18 protein-coding genes and 2 pseudogenes are annotated in these 21,736 nt (G+C 67.2%); 13 read left to right on the forward strand and 7 right to left on the reverse strand.

The genetic code is table 11. The features are described from left to right. The first annotated feature begins 13 nt into the window (after nucleotides 1–13). Nucleotides 14–943 (forward strand): glutathione S-transferase family protein, encoded by a 930-nt coding sequence (locus tag AC099J_RS26530; RefSeq protein ID WP_479618298.1) that lies wholly within the window; start codon nucleotides 14–16, stop codon nucleotides 941–943. 76 nt (nucleotides 944–1,019) lie between these two features. Here the strand turns inward: AC099J_RS26530 and AC099J_RS26535 are convergent, their stop codons facing one another. Both AC099J_RS26535 and AC099J_RS26540 read right to left on the reverse strand, forming a co-directional pair. Continuing rightward, nucleotides 1,020–3,995: an EAL domain-containing protein gene (locus AC099J_RS26535; protein WP_479618299.1), complete on the reverse strand. Its 2,976-nt coding sequence runs from the start codon at nucleotides 3,993–3,995 to the stop codon at nucleotides 1,020–1,022. A 149-nt stretch (nucleotides 3,996–4,144) separates the two neighbouring features. After that, on the reverse strand, nucleotides 4,145–4,933 hold the full coding sequence (locus AC099J_RS26540; protein WP_479618300.1) for an N-acyl amino acid synthase FeeM domain-containing protein: 789 nt from the start codon (nucleotides 4,931–4,933) through the stop codon (nucleotides 4,145–4,147). 240 nt (nucleotides 4,934–5,173) lie between these two features. On the opposite strand from AC099J_RS26540, the gene AC099J_RS26545 reads away from it, so the two are divergent. Genes AC099J_RS26545 through AC099J_RS26560 form a run of 4 tightly spaced genes read left to right on the forward strand, consistent with a single transcriptional unit; the run spans nucleotide 5,174 to nucleotide 10,303 of the window. After that, nucleotides 5,174–7,546 (forward strand): Tex family protein, encoded by a 2,373-nt coding sequence (locus tag AC099J_RS26545; RefSeq protein ID WP_479618301.1) that lies wholly within the window; start codon nucleotides 5,174–5,176, stop codon nucleotides 7,544–7,546. A 45-nt stretch (nucleotides 7,547–7,591) separates the two neighbouring features. Continuing rightward, the gene (locus AC099J_RS26550) at nucleotides 7,592–8,443 is read left to right on the forward strand and encodes an HDOD domain-containing protein (protein ID WP_479618302.1); all 852 of its coding nucleotides are present in this window, start codon (nucleotides 7,592–7,594) and stop codon (nucleotides 8,441–8,443) included. Nucleotides 8,444–8,481: 38 nt separating this feature from the next. Continuing rightward, nucleotides 8,482–9,402 carry an alpha/beta hydrolase gene (locus AC099J_RS26555; RefSeq protein WP_479618377.1) on the forward strand — a complete coding sequence of 307 codons (921 nt, stop codon included), beginning with the start codon at nucleotides 8,482–8,484 and terminating at the stop codon, nucleotides 9,400–9,402. Between the two features lie 10 nt (nucleotides 9,403–9,412). Beyond that, complete coding sequence (locus tag AC099J_RS26560; RefSeq protein ID WP_479618303.1) at nucleotides 9,413–10,303, forward strand: YbgC/FadM family acyl-CoA thioesterase; 891 nt, start codon at nucleotides 9,413–9,415, stop codon at nucleotides 10,301–10,303. On the opposite strand, the gene ygfZ is transcribed toward AC099J_RS26560, so the two are convergent. Then, nucleotides 10,279–11,196: a CAF17-like 4Fe-4S cluster assembly/insertion protein YgfZ gene (ygfZ, locus tag AC099J_RS26565; RefSeq protein ID WP_479618304.1), complete on the reverse strand. Its 918-nt coding sequence runs from the start codon at nucleotides 11,194–11,196 to the stop codon at nucleotides 10,279–10,281. The two genes, AC099J_RS26560 and ygfZ, sit on opposite strands and share 25 nt — an antisense overlap. Nucleotides 11,197–11,242: 46 nt before the next feature. Between ygfZ and mltG the strand changes: the two genes are divergently transcribed. The 7 genes from mltG to AC099J_RS26600 all read left to right on the forward strand — a co-directional run bounded on the left by mltG (nucleotide 11,243) and on the right by AC099J_RS26600 (nucleotide 16,174). Then, on the forward strand, nucleotides 11,243–12,238 hold the full coding sequence (gene mltG / locus AC099J_RS26570; protein WP_479618305.1) for an endolytic transglycosylase MltG: 996 nt from the start codon (nucleotides 11,243–11,245) through the stop codon (nucleotides 12,236–12,238). A gap of 92 nt (nucleotides 12,239–12,330) precedes the next feature. Beyond that, nucleotides 12,331–13,011 carry a dTMP kinase gene (gene tmk, locus AC099J_RS26575; protein ID WP_479618306.1) on the forward strand — a complete coding sequence of 227 codons (681 nt, stop codon included), beginning with the start codon at nucleotides 12,331–12,333 and terminating at the stop codon, nucleotides 13,009–13,011. Then, nucleotides 13,008–14,003, forward strand: a complete 996-nt coding sequence (locus tag AC099J_RS26580; protein WP_479618307.1) for a DNA polymerase III subunit delta' — start codon at nucleotides 13,008–13,010, stop codon at nucleotides 14,001–14,003. Before tmk ends, AC099J_RS26580 begins: the two co-directional genes overlap by 4 nt. Next, on the forward strand, nucleotides 14,000–14,359 hold the full coding sequence (locus AC099J_RS26585; RefSeq protein WP_479618308.1) for a PilZ domain-containing protein: 360 nt from the start codon (nucleotides 14,000–14,002) through the stop codon (nucleotides 14,357–14,359). Before AC099J_RS26580 ends, AC099J_RS26585 begins: the two co-directional genes overlap by 4 nt. A 60-nt stretch (nucleotides 14,360–14,419) precedes the next feature. Next, nucleotides 14,420–15,211 carry a TatD family hydrolase gene (locus AC099J_RS26590; RefSeq protein WP_479618309.1) on the forward strand — a complete coding sequence of 264 codons (792 nt, stop codon included), beginning with the start codon at nucleotides 14,420–14,422 and terminating at the stop codon, nucleotides 15,209–15,211. Next, the gene (locus AC099J_RS26595; RefSeq protein WP_479618310.1) at nucleotides 15,208–15,867 is read left to right on the forward strand and encodes an ankyrin repeat domain-containing protein; all 660 of its coding nucleotides are present in this window, start codon (nucleotides 15,208–15,210) and stop codon (nucleotides 15,865–15,867) included. The genes AC099J_RS26590 and AC099J_RS26595 overlap by 4 nt, the downstream gene beginning before the upstream one ends. 100 nt (nucleotides 15,868–15,967) lie before the next feature. Next, entirely contained in the window at nucleotides 15,968–16,174 is a 207-nt protein-coding gene (locus AC099J_RS26600; protein ID WP_479618311.1) for a hypothetical protein, read from the forward strand. Nucleotides 16,175–16,424: 250 nt separating this feature from the next. Here the strand turns inward: AC099J_RS26600 and AC099J_RS26605 are convergent, their stop codons facing one another. Then, nucleotides 16,425–16,883, reverse strand: a complete 459-nt coding sequence (locus AC099J_RS26605) for a DUF2269 family protein (protein ID WP_479618312.1) — start codon at nucleotides 16,881–16,883, stop codon at nucleotides 16,425–16,427. Between the two features lie 143 nt (nucleotides 16,884–17,026). After that, nucleotides 17,027–17,179 (reverse strand): annotated as a pseudogene (locus tag AC099J_RS26610) (IS3 family transposase); the annotation flags it as partial. On the opposite strand from AC099J_RS26610, the pseudogene AC099J_RS26615 reads away from it, so the two are divergent. Then, a pseudogene (locus tag AC099J_RS26615) lies at nucleotides 17,171–17,707 on the forward strand (Crp/Fnr family transcriptional regulator); the annotation flags it as partial. The pseudogenes AC099J_RS26610 and AC099J_RS26615 sit on opposite strands and share 9 nt — an antisense overlap. A 735-nt stretch (nucleotides 17,708–18,442) precedes the next feature. Here AC099J_RS26615 and AC099J_RS26620 read toward each other — a convergent pair. Then, the gene (locus tag AC099J_RS26620; protein ID WP_479618313.1) at nucleotides 18,443–19,237 is read right to left on the reverse strand and encodes an Npun_F0296 family exosortase-dependent surface protein; all 795 of its coding nucleotides are present in this window, start codon (nucleotides 19,235–19,237) and stop codon (nucleotides 18,443–18,445) included. 607 nt (nucleotides 19,238–19,844) lie between these two features. After that, nucleotides 19,845–21,515 carry a diguanylate cyclase gene (locus AC099J_RS26625; RefSeq protein WP_479618314.1) on the reverse strand — a complete coding sequence of 557 codons (1,671 nt, stop codon included), beginning with the start codon at nucleotides 21,513–21,515 and terminating at the stop codon, nucleotides 19,845–19,847. Nucleotides 21,516–21,736 lie beyond the last annotated feature (221 nt).

Here is a 21,736-nt window from a genome sequence, read left to right on the forward strand (position 1 = left end):
AGGAGACCGCACCATGTCCGAGCTCATCCTGCACCACTACGCCACCTCGCCGTTCTCGGAGAAGGTGCGCCTCATCCTCGGGTACAAGCAACTAGCGTGGAAATCCGTCCACATTCCACCCATCATGCCCAAGCCGGATGTGCAGGCACTGACCGGTGGCTACCGGCGCACGCCGGTGCTGCAGGTGGGTGCCGACATCTACTGCGACACGGCGCTGATCTGCGATGTGCTGGAGCACTGGCAGCCGCAGCCCAGCCTGTACCCGCCGCAGCACAAGGGCCTGACACGCATCATGGCGCAGTGGGCCGACAGCACGCTGTTCTGGGCGTCGATGGCCCATGCGATGCAGCCTGCGGGTCTGGCCGACATGTTCGGCAAGCTGCCGCCCGAGGCGGGCAAGGCGTTTGCGGCCGATCGCGGGGCCATGGCGGCCGGCATGACGCGGCTGCGGCCGGCCGACGCCACGGCGGCCCTCAAGTCCTACCTGCGTCGCTTGTCGGAGACGCTGGAAACGCAGGACTATCTGGTCGACGCCGCGCCCGTGCTGGCCGACTTTTCCGCCTACCACCCGCTGTGGTACTGCCGCACGCGCACGCCGTCCACGGCGGGCGTGTTCGACCCCTTCCCGTCGGTGCTGGCCTGGATGTACCGGATCGCCGCCATCGGCCACGGGCGCGACGAGAAGATGACATCGGCCGACGCCATCGCCGTCGCAGCCGCGGCCGAACCGCTGCCCGTGTCAGGCGAAACCTTCCAGGACGACCATGGCATCGCGCTGGGCAGCCGGGTCACGGTGACGGCCGAGAGCTTCGGCCCCGAACCCACCGAGGGCGAGCTGGTCGCCGCCACGCGCATGCACTTCACGCTGCGCCGGCAAGACCCACGTGCCGGCACCGTGCACGTGCACTTCCCGCGCATCGGTTTCGCACTGCGCGCGGCGTAGTGCGTCATGCGGCATGCGGCATGCGTGAGGCGTGACGCGTGAGGCGTGAGGCGTGAGGCGCCGGCCCCGGGCCCGCTCAGTGGATGTTGCGGAACCGGCTGTGGTCGAACATGTCGACCTGCAGCAGCACGTCATCGGTCTTGCCGAGCGTGAAGGTGTAGCGGGCCAGCTCCTCGTCTTCGATGAAGCTGGCCGAGGAAGACGCCGCCAGCAGCCGCTCCGGTGACTGCGGCCGCGCGATGGCAAAGCCCTGCACGTAGTCCACGCCGATCTCCACCAGCGTGCGCACCGTAGCGTGGTCCTCGGCCCACTCGGCCACCGTGCGCATGCCCAGGTTGCGACCGAGGTTGACGATGGCCTCGACGATGGCCACGTTGGCCGGGTGCTTGTTCATGTTGACGATGAAGCTGCCATCGATCTTCAGCAGATCGGCCGGCAACTCCTTCAGATAGGAAAAAGACGTGTAGCCGGCGCCGAAATCGTCCAGCGCCACCTTGGCGCCGTAGCTGCGCACCTTGTCGATGAAGCGGCGCGTGTTGGCCAGGTCGTGCAGGGCCACGCTTTCGGTGATCTCAAAGCACAGGTGGCCGGCCACATGGATGTTCTGCGCCAGCTGCGTGAACACATCCTGCATGAACTTCTCGTCGTTGAGCGAGGCGCCCGACAGGTTCATGCAGATGAACCGGGTGTTGCGCAGCCGCGAGAGGTGGGTGTTCAGCCAGGCCAGCGTGGCCGACAGCACCCAGCGGTCGATGATGCCCATGCGGCCACTGTTCTCACCGGCGGCGATCACCCGGTCGGTCGGCACCACCTTGCCGTCCGGATCGCGCATGCGCAGCAACACTTCGAAATTCAGCGAAGCATGCGGCGCGCTGAGCGACATGATGGGCTGCATCTCCAGGTACAGGCCCTCGGTTGCCGAACTCCCCGACAAGCGTTCTACCAGCCGAAGCTCGGCCTCATGCTCGCGCAGCGCCACGGCGTTCTGCTCGTAGACGACCAGGCCCTCCACGCTGTTGCGCTTGGCCTCGCGGCAGGCCCGGTCGGCGGTGGACACCGCGTCCTTGGGGCGCGTGCTCGGCCCGACCTCGATCAGCCCGATCGAGCCGCGCACGTGGAACGCCTTGTCGCCCACACGGTACGGCGTGCTGCCGATGCTGGCGACGATGCCCTGGCAGATCACCGTGGCCAAAGGCGTGCGGGTGGAAGGCATCACGATCAGAAACTCGTCGCCGCCCATGCGCCCGACCACCATGCTGCCAGACAGCAAACTGCCCACCCGCACGCAGACCTGCTGCAACACCTCATCGCCGGCGTTGTGGCCGAACAGGTCGTTGATCAGCTTGAAGCGGTCCAGGTCCAGGTAGGCCAGGGCCAGCGGGTTGCGTCCGTCGATCTGCGTCAGCGCGCGTTCCAGCACCCGCTCGATGCCTCGGCGGTTGAGCACCTTGGTGAGCGAGTCGTTGTTGGCCATGAACTGCAGCTCTTCCGTGGCGCGCGACTTTTCGGTCACGTCCTGCAGCGAGCCTTCGATCTTGTCGCGCGCCAGCGCGGCCTTGACCAGGTAACGCCGGCTGGTCCCGGCGCCCAGCAGGCTGCGCCCGCGTACCTCCAGCTCGCCGCTGGTGTGCGCCTGCAGCATCTGGTAGAGCTGGGGCCAGGCGCCTTCGTGGAAGTACTGGTGCCACGCATGGCGCCCGGGCTGGAGCACGTCCTGACCCAGCATGATGCGCAGGGCCGGGTTGGCGCTGGTGAAGCGGCCCTGCAGGTCCAGCGTGAACAAGCCGATCGGCATGGCCTCGTAGGTGTGTTCGAGCTCGGCCTGCACGTCCAGGCGCTGCTGGTGCTCCTGGCGCATCTGCTCGGCAATCGCCAGCGAGGCCAGCAGGCTGGAGGACAGTGCCGCTGTGACGCTGTTGATCGAGCCGATCAGCCCCTTGGTGCCCAGCGCTGCGGACACCACCTCGTACAGACTGGCGCCCAGCGTGACTGCCAATGAGGCGCCGTACCACATGGCCACGCGTGAGCGGGTGCGCTTGAGGATGAGGCCCAGGAAGAACACCAGCACGCAGGTGTTCAGCCCTGTGGCGGCCCAGATGAAAGGCAATGTCGTGGCGTAGGACAGCGTTGCGGCCATCAGCACCAGCGGCGCGCAGGTCCATTGCGCGAACCGCAGGAGCGGCGTGAACCCGACCTTGGTCAGATCGTCGCGGAACAGCGTGCGGAACAGCGTGATCGTCAGCGTGTAGTACAGCGCCATCGTGAGCAGGCGCGCGCGCGGCATCCAGTCCGTGGGGACCGTCCGGCCCAGCCACTGCGTGTCCCAGCCAGCCGACAGGCCGCCCATGCGCACGTTCAGCACCAGCCAGACCGCAAACAGCAGATAGACGCTGGTGCGGTTGATCAGCGCGGTCGTCAGCATGAACAGCGCCAGCACGATCAGGCCGCCATCGAGCAGCCCGGACTTGCGGTAGAACTCCTGTGCCGACAGCATCAGCTCGCCGTGGGGCCAGGCCAGCGCCGTCAGCCGGGCCGGGCCGACGAAGCGGCCCTTGCAGAGCAGCTCCTGCACCGGTGGCACCTGCGCCAGATCCATCGCAAAGCCGGCCTTGATGGCCTGCAGCGCGCCCTCGCCGACGCTGCGGGTGGCATGGCCGAGCCACTGGAAGGTCTGGGCGTTCCAGCAGGTCAGCTCGCTTGCATGGCGCGAGGGGAACTCGATGCTCTCCTGCCGCGGCGACGGCGGCGTGCCGAGCGGCAGCAGGAACCAATGCGGCGCCTCGGACATGTCGGTGTCCCTCAAGGCCACCGTGGCTTCGCTGCGCAGCCGCGTCGCTGCAGTCGCAGGTGAGTCCAGCGCGCCGGTGTCGTCACGCAGCACGCTGAACGACAGCGGCCGGGCATTGGAAGTCGGGAAGTGGTGAGACCACGCCACCAGCGCGATCAAGGATACGAGTGCAATGAGGATGGGCAGCGCGTACGTCGCCAGGACGTACACGCCGGTCTCCATCGCGTGGTGCAGCCGGGGCATGCCCAAGCCTTGAAGTTTCATTTCGTTCGATTTTCACCCTTCACGCTGTCGCGCAACGGGCGTCGGTCAAGAGGTCACAATTTGCAACAAATTATGAGCGTATCTGGAACTTCCTTGGACTTATGGTCGAAAAATGACCCAATCGCACGCTCCACGCCGCCAGGCGGTCTCTACATGGGCATGAGCGGCGTGCCTGCGGTGTTCACGCCACGCCAGTTCTGGTGCGCATGGCGCGTCGGTTGGCCGATGTCGATGTCCACGTGCCGGGTGCGGAAGATGAAGTCGAACAGCGGATGGTGTGCCGCAGCCCAGCGCGCTTCGGCCGTGCCCACCTCAAACGACATGATGCGGTGGGGCAGGTTGCCCACATGGCGCAACGGCACATAGCCGCGCGCAGGGTCGACGTCGCTGAACAGGAGCCGCTCGTACTGGCGATCGATCGGACTGCGCGCCGTGATCACCATCCAGTCGATGTGCTGCTGCTGGCAATACAGAAAGAACGCCTTGAACAGCACGGTCTTGACTGCGCGACCTTGCAGCCGATCGGTGACGCCCAGCCGCGTGGCTTCGGCGAGCGGGCGCTCGGCCAGCCAGCCTGGCAGCGCGACCGATTGCTCCAGCGTCAGCGGGCGGTACCGGTTGGTCTGGATGCGCATGGTGCCCAACGGCGTGCCATCCAGCTTGGATTCGGCCAGTAGCACGACCACGCCGTCCATCGCGTCGTAGGCCTCCGGCGCCCTGAGGCTTTCGGCGAACGTGGGCACATGGCGTGCGTACGCCGCATGGCGGATCTGAACCGCCTTGTGCAGGTCGGCCTCGGTGCGCACCACGCGCACCGTGAACGGCAGGCGCTCCTCGAGCCAGGGGGTGTTCGGGTCGGTCCGGCTCAACCCAGGCGGCACGGCGAGTCGGGCCAATGACTGGCCCGGGAGGGGGAGCTGACTCTGGGCAAACTGCATGGTGCGTTCCTGACAAGGTGCGCTTGCGGCTGGTGGCCGGTGCGAGGGTGGATTGGATGTATGTGAATGTAAGTTCGGCCCTCGCGTCGTTGCAGTCGCTGTTTGGATGAAGCCGCTGTAGGTGTTTCGGAGACAGCGTGGCGGCGTGCCGGCCCACGCGATCCGGGTCCGCGCCCGGCGTGTCTGCGCGATGACGGGCGTGTGGCAAACTGCCGCCCCTTGTCCCCATTGCAGACCAGGATGCAGAAAATCTTTCGCCAGCTTGCCGCCGAGATCAAGATCCGCGAGGACCAGGTCAAGGCAGCGGTCGAACTGCTCGACGGTGGCGCCACCGTTCCCTTCATCGCCCGCTACCGCAAAGAGGTCACCAATGGTCTGGACGACATCCAACTCCGCGAGCTGGAGGCCCGGCTGTCCTATCTGCGTGAACTGGAAGACCGGCGTGAGGCCGTGCTCAAGAGCATCGAGGAACAAGGCAAGCTGACGCCTGCGCTGCGCGCCGCGATCGAAGCGGCAGCGTCCAAGCAGGAGGTCGAAGACCTGTACCTGCCCTACAAGACCAAGCGCCGCACCAAGGGCCAGATTGCCCGCGAGGCAGGCATCGAGCCGCTGGCCGACCAACTGTTCGCCAACCCGTCTCTGGTGCCGGCCGATGCGGCTGCTGCATTTGTGAAAGCCGAGAAGAGCGAGAACGGCGACGACTTCACCACGGTGGCCGCCGTGCTGGACGGCGTGCGCGACATCCTGGCCGAACGCTGGGCCGAAGACGCGACGCTGGTGCAGGGCCTGCGCGCGTGGCTCTGGAATGAGGGCCTGCTGCAAAGCAAACTGGCCAGCGGCAAGGACGAGCACCACGCCGATGTGGCCAAGTTCCGCGACTATTTCGACTACGACGAGCCGATCGGCCGCGTGCCCTCGCACCGTGCGCTGGCGGTGTTCCGCGGACGCGCTCTGGACATCCTGGACGCCAAGCTGGTGCTGCCCGAAGCGCAGGCGCCGGCCAGCGCCAAGCCCGGCACGCCCGTGCCCAGCCTGGCCGAGGGCCGCATCGCCCAGCACCTGGGCTGGAGCCACCAGGGCAGGGCGGCCGACGACCTGCTGCGCAAGTGCGTGGCCTGGACCTGGCGCGTCAAGCTCAGCCTGTCGACGGAGCGTGACCTGTTCACGCGGCTGCGCGAAGACGCCGAGAAGGTGGCCATCAAAGTGTTCTCGGACAACCTGCGCGATTTGCTGCTGGCTGCGCCCGCCGGCCCGCGCGTGGTGATGGGCCTGGACCCGGGCATCCGCACCGGCGTGAAGGTAGCCGTGGTCGATGCCACCGGCAAGCTGGTGGACACCGGCACCGTGTTCCCGCACGAGCCGCGGCGCGATTGGGAAGGGTCGCTGCACACGCTGGGCCAGCTGTGCGCCAAGCATGGCGTGAACCTGATTGCGATTGGCAACGGCACGGCCAGCCGCGAGACCGACAAGCTGGCCGCCGACCTGATGAAGCGGCTGGAGAAAGTTGCGCCGGACGCCGAGATGCAGCGCGTGGTCGTCAGCGAGGCCGGCGCCTCGGTCTACTCCGCCAGCGAATTCGCCTCGCAGGAAATGCCGGATGTAGATGTGAGCCTGCGCGGCGCCGCCAGCATTGCGCGGCGCCTGCAAGACCCGCTGGCCGAACTGGTCAAGATCGACCCGAAGTCGATCGGTGTCGGCCAGTACCAGCACGACGTGAACCAAAGCGAGCTGGCGCGCACGCTGGAGGCGGTGGTCGAGGACTGCGTGAACGCCGTCGGCGTTGACCTGAACACGGCCAGCGTTCCGCTGCTGTCGCGCGTCTCGGGCCTGTCGCCCAGCGTGGCCAAGGCCGTGGTGCGTTGGCGCGAGAGCCATGGCGCGTTTGCCACCCGCCAGCAGCTGCTGGAGGTGACGGGCCTGGGGCCCAAAAGCTTCGAGCAGAGCGCCGGCTTCCTGCGCATCCGCGGCGGCAGCAACCCGCTGGACATGACCGGCGTTCACCCGGAAACGTACCCGGTGGTGGAGACCATCCTCGCGCACACGGCGCGGCCGGTGCAGGAGCTGATGGGCCGCGCCGAGATGCTCAAGACGCTCAAGCCCGAGCTGTTCGCCAACGCGCGCTTCGGCGTCATCACGGTCCGCGACATCCTGGCCGAGCTGGAAAAGCCGGGCCGCGACCCGCGGCCGGATTTCAAGGTCGCCCGTTTCAACGACGGTGTGGAAGACATCAAGGACCTGACCGAGGGCATGGTGCTGGAGGGCACGGTCAGCAACGTGGCGGCGTTCGGCGCTTTCATTGACCTGGGCGTGCACCAGGACGGGCTGGTGCACGTGAGCCAGCTGTCGAACAAGTTCGTCACCGACGCGCGCGAGGTCGTCAAGACCGGCGACATCGTCAAGGTCAAGGTGCTGGAGGTGGACGCGGCGCGCAAGCGCATCAGCCTGACCATGAAGCTGGACGCCGCAGCGGCGCGGCGCGACGCCCCGCGTGAGAACCGCTTCGAACACGCTGGCGCCGGCCAGCGGGGCGGGCGCCCGGCAGGACGTCAGGACACGGCATCGCCATCTGCCATGGCATCGGCCTTCGCCCGCCTGCAGGCGGCCAAGCGCTGACGCCGGCGACGCACACCTCTCTCCAGGTACGCGGCGCGAACCACCATGGACCTCGACCATCTGCTGGCGGGCGAGATCGCGTTGCCCAGCATGCCCAAGAGCGTCGCGCTGTTGATGAGCGAGCTGGCACGCGAGCAGCCTGACCTGCGCAAGCTCAACCAGCTGTTCGCCGGTGACCCGGGCCTGGCGGCGCGCCTGCTCCGTCTGGCCAATGAGCAAGCGCAGGCGCAGCCGCAGCCCATAACGGCCGAGCCGGGTGTCCAGGGCATCGCCAGCATCGCCCAGGCGCTGGCTGTCTTGCAGGTCGCCGATCTGCGGCCGCTGGCGTCGGCCGCTGCGATGGCCGGGGGGCTGCGGTCGGCGCCAGGCCTCGCACTGCCGCAGTTCTGGCGGTACAGCGTGCATGTGGCCAAGCTGGCCCGGGCCCTGGCCGCGCAGGTGCGCCAGAGCCAGGCCATCGCCTACACCGCTGGGCTGGTCCACGCCATCGGCGAGCTGGTGCTGCAGGCCGAGCGGCCGCAGGACATGGTGGCGCTGAACGCCACAGCCGGCCCGTTCGACCTGCGCCGTGGACGGGTGGAACTGCGCCGGATGGGCTACAGCTATGCCGAGGTCGGCGCGGCGCTGGCGCGGCGCTGGGGTTTTCCGCCGGTGGTTGTCGATGCGCTGGCCCATCAGGCTGCACCGTTCGAGCGCGACGCGCACGAGCCGATGGCCGGGCTGCTGAATCTGGCCGCGTGGCGCGCCCGCGCACGCGAAGCGCACTACGACGACAAGGCGCTGGCCACCAGCTTCCCGGGCGAGGTGGGGTTGCTGTTGGGGCTGGACATCGACATGGTGCTGCAGCAGGACCCTTTTGACTGGACACTGCCGTCCGACGAGGGCGCTGCCGCGTGAGGCCGAACCTCGACCCCAGGACGCTGCTGAGCGCGTCCATGCGCAGCGTGATCGACCGCATGGCGCGTGCCGGGCACCCGCCGTTGCACACCCTGGCGCCGGAGCAGGCGCGCCTGGCCTATGCGGCCGGGGCCGGCGTGCTGGAGATTTCAAGGCGCGAGCTGGCGCGCGTGGAAGACCTGGAAATTCCCGCGCGGGCCGGGCACACACTGGCCGCCCGGCTGGTGGCGCCCCGGACCGACGACGCCTTGCCCGTGCTGCTGTACCTGCATGGCGGCGGCTTCACGATCGGCAGCGTCGCCACGCACGACGTGCTGTGCCGCGAGCTGGCGCACCGGGCTGGCTGCGCCGTGTTGTCGCTGGACTACCGGCTGGCGCCCGAGCACCGCTTTCCGGCCGCCCATGACGACGCGTGGGACGCGCTGCAGTGGCTGGCCGGCGAAGCGGACCTGCTCGGTCTGGACGGTCGCCGGCTGGCGGTGGGTGGCGACAGTGCGGGCGGCACGCTGGCTGCGGCCTGCGCGATCATGGCCCGTGACGCCGGTTTGCCGCTGGCGCTGCAGCTGCTGTTCTACCCCGGCTGCGTGGCGTTTCAGGACACACCGTCGCACCAGCGGTTCGCACAAGGGTTCGTGCTGGAGGCTGCGGCCATCCGCTGGTTCTTCGACCAGGCCCAGCCGGATGTGGCCGCGCGCGCCGACTGGCGCTTCGCGCCGCTCAATGCCGACGATGTCGAGGGCGTGGCGCCGGCCTGGATCGGCCTGGCCGAATGCGACCCGCTGGTGGACGAAGGCGTGCTGTACGCCGACAAACTGCGTGCCGCCGGTGTCGTGGTGGATCTGGAGATCTACCGCGGCGTGGTGCACGAATTCATCAAGATGGGCCGGGCGATCCCGCAGGCGCGCGCGGCCCATGCCGACGCGGCACGCGCGTTGGCGCAGGCCTTCCACACCGATTGAGAGGGATGACATGAAGCGCCAGGATTTCCGATTCTTTCACCGCCTGCGCGTGCGCTGGGCCGAGGTGGACATGCAGAAGATCGTGTTCAACGCCCACTATCTGATGTATCTGGACGTCGCCGTGTCGGACTACTGGCGGGCGCTGGCCTTGCCGTACGACGAGAGCTTCGCGCTGCTGGGCGGCGAGCTGTTCGTCAAGAAGGCCACCGTCGAATACCACGCCTCGGCCCGCAATGACGACCAGCTCGATGTCGCGCTGCGCTGCGAGCACATCGGCCGTTCGTCCATGCGCTTCGCCGGTGCGATCTTCCGCGGCGACCAGTTGCTGATCACGGCGGAGCTGGTGTACGTGTTTGCCGATGTGGCGCAGCAGCGCGCAAAGCCGGTGCCGGACGAACTGCGCAGCCTGCTGCTGGACTTCGAGGCCGGCCGCCCGGTTACGCAACTGCGGCTGGGCCACTGGGACGCGCTGCAGGACGAAGCGCGCCGCGTGCGCACCGAAGTCTTCATCGAGGAGCAGCGCATCGCGCGCGAGGACGAATGGGACGCGGCCGACGCCACGGCCCTGCATGCGGTGCTGACCAACCGCCTCGACCAGCCGCTGGCCACCGGCCGGCTGCTGCAGCCGTCACCGGGCGTCGCCAAGATCGGCCGCATGGCGGTACGACGCGGCGTGCGCGGTGCGCGGCATGGTGCCGAGATCCTGCACGCGCTGGTGCGGGCAGCCACCGAGCGGGGCGATCATGAAGTCGTGCTGCACGCGCAGCGCAGCGCCGAAGGTTTCTACCAGCGCCTGGGTTTCACGGTGCGCGGCGAGCCGTTCGAGGAGGTCGGCATCGCCCATGTCGAGATGGTGCTGCCGCTTGCGGCACGCTCTCAGACGTCGTCGAGCAGTGCGTAGGGCAGGGACTGCAGTGACAGGGCAGGGCCGTCGGCCGCGCCCACATGCATATCGCCCTCAGAGGCGGCGCTGATCTGCAGCGAGACCATGGCGTCGAAGCCGCCAGCCGGATTCGGCGCTGACTGCACGACGATGCCACAGGGCTGCTCGGCATCGGTGGCCTGGAACACCTCTTGCCCCGCTCCGATGTCATGCGTCGCATGCACCAGATAGGCCCGGCGCTTCAGCGTGCCGCGGAACTGGCTGCGCGCCACCACCTCCTGGCCCGGGTAACAACCCTTCTTGAAGCTCACGCCGCCGACGGATTCGTAGTTCAACATCTGCGGCACCAGCGCCTCGAACAGCGGCAGGGCCACCAGCACGACGCCGCTGCGCACCTCGGTCCATTGCCACACGGGCAGTGGCAACTCGGGGCCGGCCAGGGCCGGCGCTTCGAGCGGGCGGACCAGCAGCAGGCGGGGCTGGCCGTCGGCCGGGTACAGGCTGACGCCGACGCCGCCCGCCACTTCGCTGCGCTGCCACGGCGCCTGCGGTGTCGGCAGCAGTTGGATTGCGGCGTCGCCGACCAGGCCGTGCAGCTGGAACTCGGCCGTGGCGTCGCGCAGCTTGGCCTTGGCCCGCAGCACGAACATCGACAAGCGCTTGAGCGTCTGCGCCAGCACATCGCGCGGGCAAACCAACAGCAGTGTGTCGGCCGACCAGCGCAGGCCGATGAAGCTGGCCTGCATGCGGCCCTTGGCCGAGCAGAAGGCGGCCAACCGGGCGTGGTCGGGGGCTATCAGCAAGAAGTCCTGCGTCAGCTGGCCGTGCAGAAACTTGGCAGCCTCTTCGCCCTGCACAGCGATCACGCCCAGGTGCGACAACGCGGCCAGGCCGTTCAGTGGGTGATTCATCGCTCAATTATCATGGCCGGTTGTTTTTCTCAAGGGCGGTAGGGCTGTGCGTCGTGGACTGATCGTGTTGGTGTTGACGGCCTGTGCCCTGTTCGCGGCTGGCTGGTGGTGGCTCGACCGGCCGCTGCCGATGGCGCCCGCGCTCGCCGGCAAACCTGCCGACCTGACCATCGCGCCGGGTAGCAGCGCGCGCGCCATTGCCACAGCGGTGGAGCAGGGTGGGGTGCAGGTGCCAGCCGTGGCCCTCTACTGGTGGTTTCGGCTGTCTGGCCAGTCGCGTCAGATCCGCGCCGGCAGCTACGAGCTGCCGCCTGGCACCACGCCACGCAGCTTGCTCGACAAACTGGTGCGTGGCGAGCAGGCGCTTCGCATGGTGACCTTTGTCGAGGGCTGGACCTTCCGCCAGATGCGCGAGGCCTTGGCCAAGGCGGATGCCTTGAAGCCGGACAGCCGCACCATGGACAGCGCAGCGCTGATGGCCGCCCTGGGCCGCCCCGGCGTGGCGGCCGAGGGCCGCTTCTTTCCGGACACGTACGCCTATGCCAAGGGCAGCAGCGATGTGGACGTGCTCAAGCGCGCACTGCAGGCGATGGACAAGCAGCTCGACGCTGCCTGGGCGCAGCGCCTGCCCACGGTGGCGGTCAAGACGGCCGAGCAGGCGCTGGTCCTGGCCAGCATCGTCGAGAAGGAAACCGGCCGCGGTGAAGACCGCGCGCAGATTTCCGGTGTGTTCCACAACCGCCTGCGCATCGGCATGCTGCTGCAAACCGACCCGACCGTGATCTACGGCATGGGCGAGCGCTTCGACGGCAACCTGCGACGGCGCGACCTGCAGACCGACACGCCCTTCAACACCTATACGCGCGCCGGCCTGCCGCCCACGCCGATCGCCATGCCCGGCCTGCAGGCACTGCTGGCAGCAGTGCAACCGGCCGAGACGCGGGCGCTCTACTTTGTCGCCAGGGGCGACGGCAGCAGCCACTTCAGCAGCTCGCTGGACGAACACAACCGGGCCGTCAACCGCTACCAGCGCGCGCCCTGAATGCGCAGCCCTCCACACCCAGCCCTGCTTCGAACGCGGCCTTGCGCGGCGCGGCTTGTGCGGCACCGGGCGGCCAAGCGCCGCTGACCACCATGCAAGCACGCGGCATCTTCATCACGTTCGAGGGCATCGACGGGGCCGGCAAGTCCAGCCACATCGAGTCGCTGGCAACAGCCTTCCGGGCGCAGGGCCGTACCGTCACGCAGACGCGCGAACCCGGTGGCACCGCGCTGGCCGAGCAGCTGCGCACGCTGGTGCTGCACGAAGACATGGACGCGCTGACCGAGGCGCTGCTGGTGTTCGCCGGTCGGCGCGACCATCTGCGCCGTGTGATCGAGCCGGCACTGGCGCGCGGCGAAGTCGTCATCAGCGACCGGTTCACCGATGCCACCTTTGCCTACCAGGGTGCGGGCAGGGGCTTCGATGCCGGGGTGCTCGGGGTGCTCGAAGGCTGGGTGCAGCAGGTGCCCGGCGCGCCTGCGCAGACGCTGCGCCAGCCGGACATGACGCTGTGGTTCGACCTGGCCCCCGCTGTGGCGGCCGAACGGCTGGCCGCGACGCGCGCGCCCGACCGCTTCGAGGCCGAACCCGGCGAATTCTTTGCGCGGGTGGCGGCCGGTTATGCCGAGAGGGCGCAGCAGCACCCGCAGCGCTTCGTACGCATCGACGCCGCGCTGGCGCGCCACACTGTCTGGCAGCAGATCACCGCTGCCGTGGTTCGCCGCGGCTGGATGGCGATCATGGTGGCCACGCAGCCGGGGTTGCTGAAATGAGTTTGGCGCCCTGGCTGCACCGCCAACGCGCCGACCTGTTGGCGCAGCGTGGCCATGCCTGGCTGCTGCAGGGGCCGTCTGGCCTGGGGCAGTACGAGCTGGCCTTGTCGCTGGTGCAGGCCTGGCTGTGCGAGCGCGCCGGGCCGGATGGCGGCTGCGGCCAGTGCACGAGCTGCCATGCGATCGAGGTACGCACCCATGCCGATCTGTGCGTGCTGATGCCCGAGACGGCCATGGTGGCGCTGAGCTGGCCGCTGGACGAAAAGTCGCAAGCCGAAATCGACGACAAGAAGCGCAAGCCGAGCCGCGAGATCCGCGTCGAGGCGATGCGCGACGCTGTCGAGTTTTCGCAGACGACCAGCGCACGCGGCCGCGGCAAGGCGGTGCTGGTTTATCCCGCCGAGCGCATGAACCACATCAGCGCCAACGCCCTGCTGAAGACGCTGGAAGAGCCGCCGGGCGACGTGCGCTTCGTGCTGGCCACAGGCGCTTCGCACTTGCTGCTGCCCACCATCCGCAGCCGCTGCATGGGCCACCAGATGGCCTGGCCCGACGTGCCGGCGGCGGCTGGCTGGCTGCAGGCGCAAGCCGGTGTCGCGGCGGCCGATGTGCCGGTGCTGCTCGCGGCGGCCGGGGGCCGGCCGGAGGAGGCCCTGCGCATGGCGCAGGAGGGCGTCACCGCCAGGAGTTGGTCGGCCGTGCCGGCGGCCATGGCGCGCGGCGACGTGGCGGCGGTCAGTGGCTGGTCGCCGGCGGACGCCGTCGGCGCGCTGCAGAAGCTCTGCCACGACATGACCGTGGCGGCCAACGGCGGCGCGCCGCGCTTCTTCCAAAGCGCCGACCTGCCCGCCAAGGTGCGTCTGCCGGCCTTGTTGCGTTGGTCGCGCAGCCTGCAGCAGAGCGCCCGGGTGGCGGAACACCCGCTGAACGCCGGACTGATGATGGAGGCGCTTGTGGCCCTGGCGAAATCCACCCTAAACTCGCGCCCATGAGCAGCACCCCGTCGTCACCGCGCCCGAGTGTGGTCCAGTTGGCCATCAAGGAAAAGGCGGCGCTGTACGCGGCCTACATTCCGCTGTTCTCCGAGGGCGGCATGTTCATTCCGACCTCGCGCGAGTACCAGCTGGGCGACGACGTCTACGTGCTCCTGTCGCTGCCGGAAGATCCGCAGCGCTACCCGATCGCCGGCCGCGTGGCCTGGGTCACGCCGCCGCGCGCTGCAGGCAACCGCACGCAGGGCGTGGGCATCCAGTTTCCCAAGGACGAGAAGTCCCGCCTGCTCAAGGCCAAGATCGAAGACATGCTGAGCGGGCATTTGTCGTCCGACCGGCCGACCCAGACCATCTGACGCGCGGCTCTGCCGTGCCTCGGGCAGCCCTTGTTGCTGCCGCCTTCGTTCCAGCCTTTCATGTACACCGACTCTCATTGCCACCTCAGTGACCCCGATCTGCTGGCGCGCCTGCCGCAGATCCTGCAGGAGATGCAGGCCGCACAGGTCAGCCGCGCCATGTGCATCTGCACCACGCTCGAAGAATTCGACACCGTGCAGGGCATCGCGCAGACGCATCCCCACATCTGGGCCAGCGTGGGCGTGCACCCGGACAACGAGGATGTCCAGGAACCGACAGTGGACGATCTCGTCTCCCGATCGCAGCGAGCCCGTGTGATCGCGATCGGCGAAACCGGGCTCGACTACTACCGTCTGGGCGAGCGCTCGGTGGCTGACATGCACTGGCAGCGCGAGCGCTTTCGCGTGCACATCCGTGCGGCGCAGCAGGTGTGCAAGCCACTGGTCATCCACACCCGCAGCGCGTCGGCCGACACGCTGGCCATCCTGCGGGAGGAGGGCGAAGACGCCTCTGCCGGGGCCGCCGGCGGTGTGTTCCACTGCTTCACCGAAACCGACGTGGTCGCGCGCGCGGCGCTTGACCTCGGCTTCCACATCTCGTTCTCGGGCATCATCACCTTCAAGAACGCGCAGGATCTGCGTGACATCGTCGCCTTCGTGCCGATGGACCGGCTCCTCATCGAGACCGACAGCCCTTACCTGGCGCCGGTGCCGCACCGCGGCAAGACCAACAATCCGTCGTTCGTCCCCTTCGTTGCCCAGCAGGTGGCGAGCGTGCGCGGCATGGATGTGCAAGCCGTGGCGCAGCAGACCAGCGCCAACTTCGACAGACTTTTCCGGCCCGATGTATGACTGCAATCTTTCGCGCTTGGGCGTTCATGCTGCTGGCCTGGTGTTCGCTGGCCGCACATGCAGGTTCGTACGAAGACTTCTTCGCGGCCATCAAGCGCGACGATGCCGGTGTCGTCTCCGGCCTGCTGCGGCGCGGGTTCGATCCCAATACGCGTGATCCTGCGGGCCAGCATGGCCTGTATCTGGCGATCCGCGAGCCGGCGCCGCGCGTGACGCAGGTGCTGCTGGATTGGCCAAAGACCGAAGTCGAATCGCTGAACAAGGCCGATGAGAGCCCGTTGATGATGGCCGCACTGGGCGGCCAACTGGAGGTGTGCAGAGCGCTCATCGCAAGGGGTGCAGCCGTCAACAAGACCGGCTGGACGCCGCTGCACTATGCCGCCACCAAGGGACATCTGGCGATCATGCGCCTGCTGCTGGAAGAGCATGCCTTCGTCGACGCGGAGTCGCCGAACCGAACGACGCCGCTGATGATGGCCGCGCGCTACGGCACGCTGGAAGCGGTCAAGCTGCTGCTGGACGAAGGCGCTGTGCCGACGCTGAAGAACCAGCAGAGCCTGACCGCGATCGATTTCGCCGACTTGGCGCAGCGGCAGGATGTCGCCGATGCTGTCCGCAAGAACGTGCGGGAGCGGCAGCCGCGCGGCAAGTGGTAGTGGCCCGAGCGGCGTCGCAGATCGCTTCTCGCAGCTATATTGGCGCGGTCCTGTCACGTGTTGACGAGGCCAGTGTGACGGTCCGATTCTGGAGGCACGCTTGGACGTAACGACCCATCACCTGACAGCGCTGGCCGCAGTGGCCGCCGTCGTGTTCGTGCCGATCGTGATCGTCGTAGGTTGGCGCCTCATCGTGCGATGGCGCGAGCGCAGAGCGCGCGAGGCCATGCGCAGGGGCAACGTGCTGTATCGCGAATGGCTGGACCGCAGCCGTAAAGCGCCGGAGCATTCCGACAACCAGCATTGAGCGGCGCGGTGGTGCATCCGACGGGCCTTGCCGCGCGTGACGGCGACCTCCAGTAATCGCAGCTCTACCAAGTGGCGACGGCTATTGGCCTGCTGTGCACGGGCGATCCCGGTCGCCGTATGAAGACGGGCCAATCACATTGCCTCAACCGAAGCACTGCTCATTGCGCTGTCTTTTGTGCTGGCCGACTTCGTGGCCGGGGTCGGGTGGTGCGCGAGTCGGTAACGACCATGTCGTCACGCGTCTGGGGTCAAAACTTCACGACCATCAAATAAAGCGCAATCACAAGGGGAATGGTTGCTACAACACCCCAGAAAATCCAGTCGCGGCAAAGCGCCCAGTATTCCTGGTCCACTTCTCCCGCGGCGTGAGACCGCGCGATATACCGAGACTGCGCGATTTGAAGAGGGACAAGCTTGATCAACCACACCAGTCCGGATGCTACGAACAGCCCCTGTCCCCAAAGCAACCATCCCACCCAAAGATTCATCTCGGCAAGGAAGACCATGCCGTAGCCTCCGACGGCGACGAGTAGAACGCCTCCCAGCGTGAGTGACCAGTCGGTGAATGTCACGAGCCTCTGCGCGAAGGCGACGATGACTCGATTTCGAGTCCGATTCGCAAACACCTTCCACACCGCGCTGGCCGTCACGTTGCCGAGAAGAAGAATCACGCCGAGGAGGTGCAAGAATTTGAAGACGCTGTACATAAGGTTAGTCAATGTGAACCGCGCCGGGTTTTCGAGGGTGGCCTGCTGGCTTGAGCCAGACCCGGTTGGTCTGACGCCCACATTGGCTGCTTGGCCTTTGGATTCTCTCTCTGGTTGTGAATAAAGTCGGCGTGGACTGCCCACTAGTTTGCCTCGGCCTCGGCCGGTGGGATGTAGCCGAGAGGCTCGAGCAGGCGAAGGTTGTTGAACCATGACACCCATGCCAGCGTCGACAGCTCGACCGCCTCGCGTGTCGTCCATGGCCCGCGCCGATAGATCACTTCGGCGTGACGGAGACAGGAGCGTCGGCTGAAATTGCCGTGGCCGGGAACGAAGGGCTTGTCGGAATTTCCTTGTTCATGGGCGGTGACACGACGCCGAATCGGGCGGTCGTGCAAAGTGGTGGGCAGGGTTACCGGCTGCCCGCGGCAGTGATCAAAGCCGAATTCGATCGCTCGATACCCGTCAAGCACCTGTTGCTGCGGTACACGCAGGCCCTGATCACACAAATGGCGCAGACCGCTGTCTGCAATCGTTACCACTTGCTGGACCAGCAACTGTGTCGGTGGCTGCTGATGAGCCTGGATCGATTGAGCAGCAACCAGTTGAACATGACGCAGGAGCTGATCTCGAACATGCTGGGGGTTCGTCGCGAGGGTGTGACCGAGGGTCCGGTGAGATTGCAACGAGCAGGCATCATCACTTATGCCCGCGGCCGTATCACGGTCATCGACCGAAAGGCGCTGGAAGGCCGGAGCTGCGAGTGCTATCGGGTTGTGAAGAACGAGTACGAGCGCCTTTTGCCGCACTGCATTGCGACATGAAACACGCGCGATGGCCATCATTTGGGCCTTGTAGCCTCGGCCCCTGAGTGATTGGGCTTCATCTCTCGACACGCCATCGCGATGGCAAGGGGACGGTGGAAAGGGGGGCTGCAGTAGGAACCACCCCGATTCCTATCGATCGGAAGCGCCGGGCGTAACCTCGCCTCCGTTCACAACCCTGGCGTGCTGCGCTGACTTGGAGCGGTGAAGTTGTCCGAAACAGTCGCGCCTCCATGCGTGCGGGGTGGCCGGGCTGGGTGGGCCCCCGCCCAGCGACGTAGCCCGTCGCGGCCGGACGCCGCCCGCAGGAGTAGGGCTCCCGCAACCATGGCGTGCAGGACCGCGCCCAGCCGGCTCGACGCACGCATTGCGCACAGTGCAAAGGCGCCTGCTCCCAGCAACGTGACGTTGTGCTCCTGCGGGGCGCTATCGCGGGCGTCGTCGTAGTCAATGAGCTCGCGGACCTGTTGTCGCAAGCTGCGCGCCTCAGCGGAGGCGTTCGTAGGCGTCATGTCGTCGAAGGGATCAGTCATGCGGATCTCCCATAAAACATCACTTTGGATCGCCCCAGGCGCTGGGCTATGAAGCTCGAAGGAGGGTTCTGACGTCGGCCGACGCGCCGTTTTGAGACCTCACATGACGCTAGTGGCCGACGCATCGATATGAAAAAAGCCCCGCAGAGCGGGGCTTGAAGAGCACCCCGCAGAACGGGGGCCAGGAGGAATCGTCAGTCGCTCAGTTGCGCTGCTTGCGGCGACGGGTGGCACCGAAGGCCACCAGGCCCAGGCCCACCAGGGCCAGCGATGCGGGTTCCGGCACGGCGCGCACGCCCACGCCGACGGCCAGGTTGTCCACTTCGACCGCGATGCCCCAGGTGGACAGACGCAGGCTCTGGAAAGTCTCGTTGCCGTCCAGGAACAAATTGACGTACTGGTTCGTGCCGGCGGCGGTCTGGCTGCCGGGCGCGCAGGCGGGTGAGCACAGGTCGATGATGTCCTGGCCGTACACGACGTCGACCGTCGCGCCGGTCTCGTCGAAGAACTCGATCATGTTGTAGGCATCGATCGAGCCGTAGTACAGACCGAAGTAGTTCAGGTAAGCGCCACCGGTCAGCGTGCTGACCAGGCCGGCGTAGTCGATCGTCACGGAGGCCAGCACCTGGGCTGGGGTCACACCTGCGGGCAGCGGGATGCTGGAGACATCCGGCAGAGTGCCGATGCCCTGGCCGGCAGCTGCCGGGCCGTAGGCGTAGCAGGTGCTGTCGCCCAGCGGAGGCGCGGCGACGTTGTTAATTCCACCCTTGCGAAAGGCGTAGCTGCCGCCGCTGATGGTGGCGCCAGGCTGGGTCAGGCCGCAGCTGCCGTCGGTACGGTCCAGCGTTTCGACGAACACATTGGGCGCGCCGAGGAACGGCGTGGTCTTGCCAGACAGCGCGTCGGGAGTGAAGCCGAAGCTGATCGTGGCCGAGTGGGCGGACACCGACAGCAGGCTGCTGGTGGCCAAAATTGCGCTGAACAAAATCTTTTGCATCTGAAATTCCAAGAGTTAGGTATCAATCTGTAACGCAAAGACGGTGCCAATGTTACAGATTCCTTGCGAATCAAGGGCTTGCGAGCGATCTGGAATACCCTGGAATTTCATGCGTCAATAATGCTGACAGAGGGGAAAGTAGCCGGTGTGAAGTAATTCACACCAGCGTAGTCCGGGGCTGACAAGGCACAAGCCGATGGCCTACATGTAACAGCGCCGCCTCACCGCGCCGACAATCTGTCGGCTCTATTTCGTTGGTTGAAATAGTTGTCGGGCGGGCGGATTGAAGCGGGGCCGCTTTGCGAGCCGGGCAGGGCGAATCGTCACGCGGGCAATCAGGCGATCGGCGCCGACTCCTATCTCGATTGGCTCGGCGGCCAGCCACCTCGCGTCGCGGTCTGGATGCGCCGGCCAGTGCGATGATCCGGATCGCCCACCCGGCCGCGGCTTCCGTGGGCTAGCCTGCGGTCATCCACGTCGATCCACGGCAGAACGCCAACCTCTTGCGGCGCTGGGGGCGCGAAGATCGGTTCAGTCGCCGAGTCCGCGTCGACCGTTGCGAGGCCCTGCTGGCAATGCGTGCCTGAGCGACGACGCCGCGGACCAATCACAGCTGTTCGCTGGCGGCCGCCACCTGGTTGCGCCCGCGCTCTTTGGCTACATACAGCGCTTCGTCGGCCCGACGGACGAGGTCTTCGAGCCGACTGGTGGGCCGAGTCAACTCGGCCACGCCGACACTGACGGTCACCCGCCCCCAGACGCTGTGCTGGTGGGCCATGATCGCTTCACGCAGCTGCTCGGCAATCTGTTGTCCCTGTGCGAGGGATGAATCGGGCAAGAGGACAACGAATTCCTCACCGCCCCAGCGCGCGATGATGTCGCTTGAACGCAACCTCGCGCGCAAGCTGCCGGCCAGGAACCGGAGCACCTCGTCGCCCACCGGATGACCGTGCGTGTCGTTGATGGCCTTGAAGTGGTCTGCGTCCAGCATCAACAAGCACAGCGGACTAAAGTTGCGCCGGGCCATGGCCACCAGCCGCGCGCCGTGCAGGTGGAGCCCGCGGCGGTTCAACAGCCCGGTGAGAGCATCGTGGTGCACCATCTGTTCCAGCGCCCGATTCGCCTCTTCCAGGTCCGCCGTGCGCTCGCGAACGCGCGCCTGCATCTGTGCGTTGGCGGCCAGCAAGCGCTGTGTCATGCGTTGCAGTGCGCCCGAGAGCATGGCCACCTCGGGGCTGCTGTGCAGAACCGGAATCGCGGCGTCCGCGCCTTGTGCCTCCATCGCCTCGGCAGCATGGGCAACGCGACGCAGGTCCTGGCCGAGGCGACGCGCGCCCATGCCAGCTGCCGCCCCGACAGCCAACGCAACGAGACAGGCGATGGCGAGCGCAAGCAGGACGGCGTTGCGCAGCGGGGCGAGCGATCCGTCCTTCGGCGCACGGGCGACGATGCGCCAGCCCAGGTCTTGCGCTCCCGCACGTGGCGGCAGCGAAACCACGGACGTCAGGTAGACCTTGCCGTCCCGCCAAGGCACGGTCTCAACCGCCGGGACCGGCCGCGTGGCCTCGGCGCGCGCGGTCACAGGGAGCCGCTGGCCCGCGCTGCGCATGGCGGTCGTCCGACCATGCGGCGCGTAGATCAGTTCGTCTGAGCGGTCGAAGATGAAGACCTCCATGCCCCGGTCGGGCGCGTTGGTGGGGAGGATGCGTGCAACCGCCTGGCGCGCCCAATCCCAGCTGACGTGCACGCCCAGCACACCGACCAAGACCCCGTCCACGCGAATCGGCGCCGCAAAATCAACCAGCCGCAGGGGCTCGCCGCCAGGCGGTGCCTGCAGTTTGCCCTCCAGCAGCTTCGCAGGGTGGACGTCACCAATGAACAATGCACTGCGACCCGCAGTGAACCAGGGCCGGTCCGAGACGTTTTGACGGAGCAGGATGTCGTCGGAGGCGGCGCGGACGATGCCCTCAGCATCGGCCACACCGACCCACAGGCTGTCGGGCCGGATGGCCCGGATACGCGCGATCAGCGCCATTGCGGCAGGTGCGTCCAGACCGTCGCGCCACAGCGGCTGAGAGCGCGCGAAGACTTCGACCTCACGGCTGCGTGCCTGCAGACCTTCTGCCAGCAGCGTGGCCGTATTGCCGGCCAGGTCGGTCAGTTCCGCCGCATTGCGCCCATGCGCCTGGTGGCGCACGAGCTCTGCGAAGATCAGGACCAGGGCCACCGCTAGCGCTGCGACCAGCGTCCCGAACAGGACGGTGATCTGCGTCGTCAAGGCTGGGGGGTAGCGTCTGAAAATTCGGGGCATATCAGTGTGTATTCAGCCGAGACCGAAGGTGGTGGACTGGCCTATGCACCGGCCCGCGCAACCGGAGGGCAACCGGTGGGCGCCTTGGGTCACAACAATGCGGACGATGGGGACTGCCGGCAGCGGTGGCTTGCGCAGGCCATGCCGCGCAGCGCGGTGCCCGTCCGCCGTCGGAACAGTCATCGCGC

This window comes from Rhodoferax sp. RT4P68 (assembly GCF_056521305.1).

Coding starts and splice junctions, on each gene's coding strand:
- AC099J_RS26555 (WP_479618377.1), top strand. CDS start 8,482: ATGCGCAGCGTGATCGACCGCATGGCGCGTGCCGGGCACCCGCCGTTG.
- AC099J_RS26560 (WP_479618303.1), top strand. CDS start 9,413: ATGAAGCGCCAGGATTTCCGATTCTTTCACCGCCTGCGCGTGCGCTGG.
- AC099J_RS26540 (WP_479618300.1), bottom strand. CDS start 4,933: ATGCAGTTTGCCCAGAGTCAGCTCCCCCTCCCGGGCCAGTCATTGGCC.
- AC099J_RS26550 (WP_479618302.1), top strand. CDS start 7,592: ATGGACCTCGACCATCTGCTGGCGGGCGAGATCGCGTTGCCCAGCATG.
- AC099J_RS26580 (WP_479618307.1), top strand. CDS start 13,008: ATGAGTTTGGCGCCCTGGCTGCACCGCCAACGCGCCGACCTGTTGGCG.
- ygfZ (WP_479618304.1), bottom strand. CDS start 11,196: ATGAATCACCCACTGAACGGCCTGGCCGCGTTGTCGCACCTGGGCGTG.
- AC099J_RS26530 (WP_479618298.1), top strand. CDS start 14: ATGTCCGAGCTCATCCTGCACCACTACGCCACCTCGCCGTTCTCGGAG.
- AC099J_RS26535 (WP_479618299.1), bottom strand. CDS start 3,995: ATGAAACTTCAAGGCTTGGGCATGCCCCGGCTGCACCACGCGATGGAG.
- AC099J_RS26585 (WP_479618308.1), top strand. CDS start 14,000: ATGAGCAGCACCCCGTCGTCACCGCGCCCGAGTGTGGTCCAGTTGGCC.
- AC099J_RS26620 (WP_479618313.1), bottom strand. CDS start 19,237: ATGCAAAAGATTTTGTTCAGCGCAATTTTGGCCACCAGCAGCCTGCTG.
- AC099J_RS26595 (WP_479618310.1), top strand. CDS start 15,208: ATGACTGCAATCTTTCGCGCTTGGGCGTTCATGCTGCTGGCCTGGTGT.
- tmk (WP_479618306.1), top strand. CDS start 12,331: ATGCAAGCACGCGGCATCTTCATCACGTTCGAGGGCATCGACGGGGCC.
- AC099J_RS26590 (WP_479618309.1), top strand. CDS start 14,420: ATGTACACCGACTCTCATTGCCACCTCAGTGACCCCGATCTGCTGGCG.
- AC099J_RS26545 (WP_479618301.1), top strand. CDS start 5,174: ATGCAGAAAATCTTTCGCCAGCTTGCCGCCGAGATCAAGATCCGCGAG.
- AC099J_RS26605 (WP_479618312.1), bottom strand. CDS start 16,883: ATGTACAGCGTCTTCAAATTCTTGCACCTCCTCGGCGTGATTCTTCTT.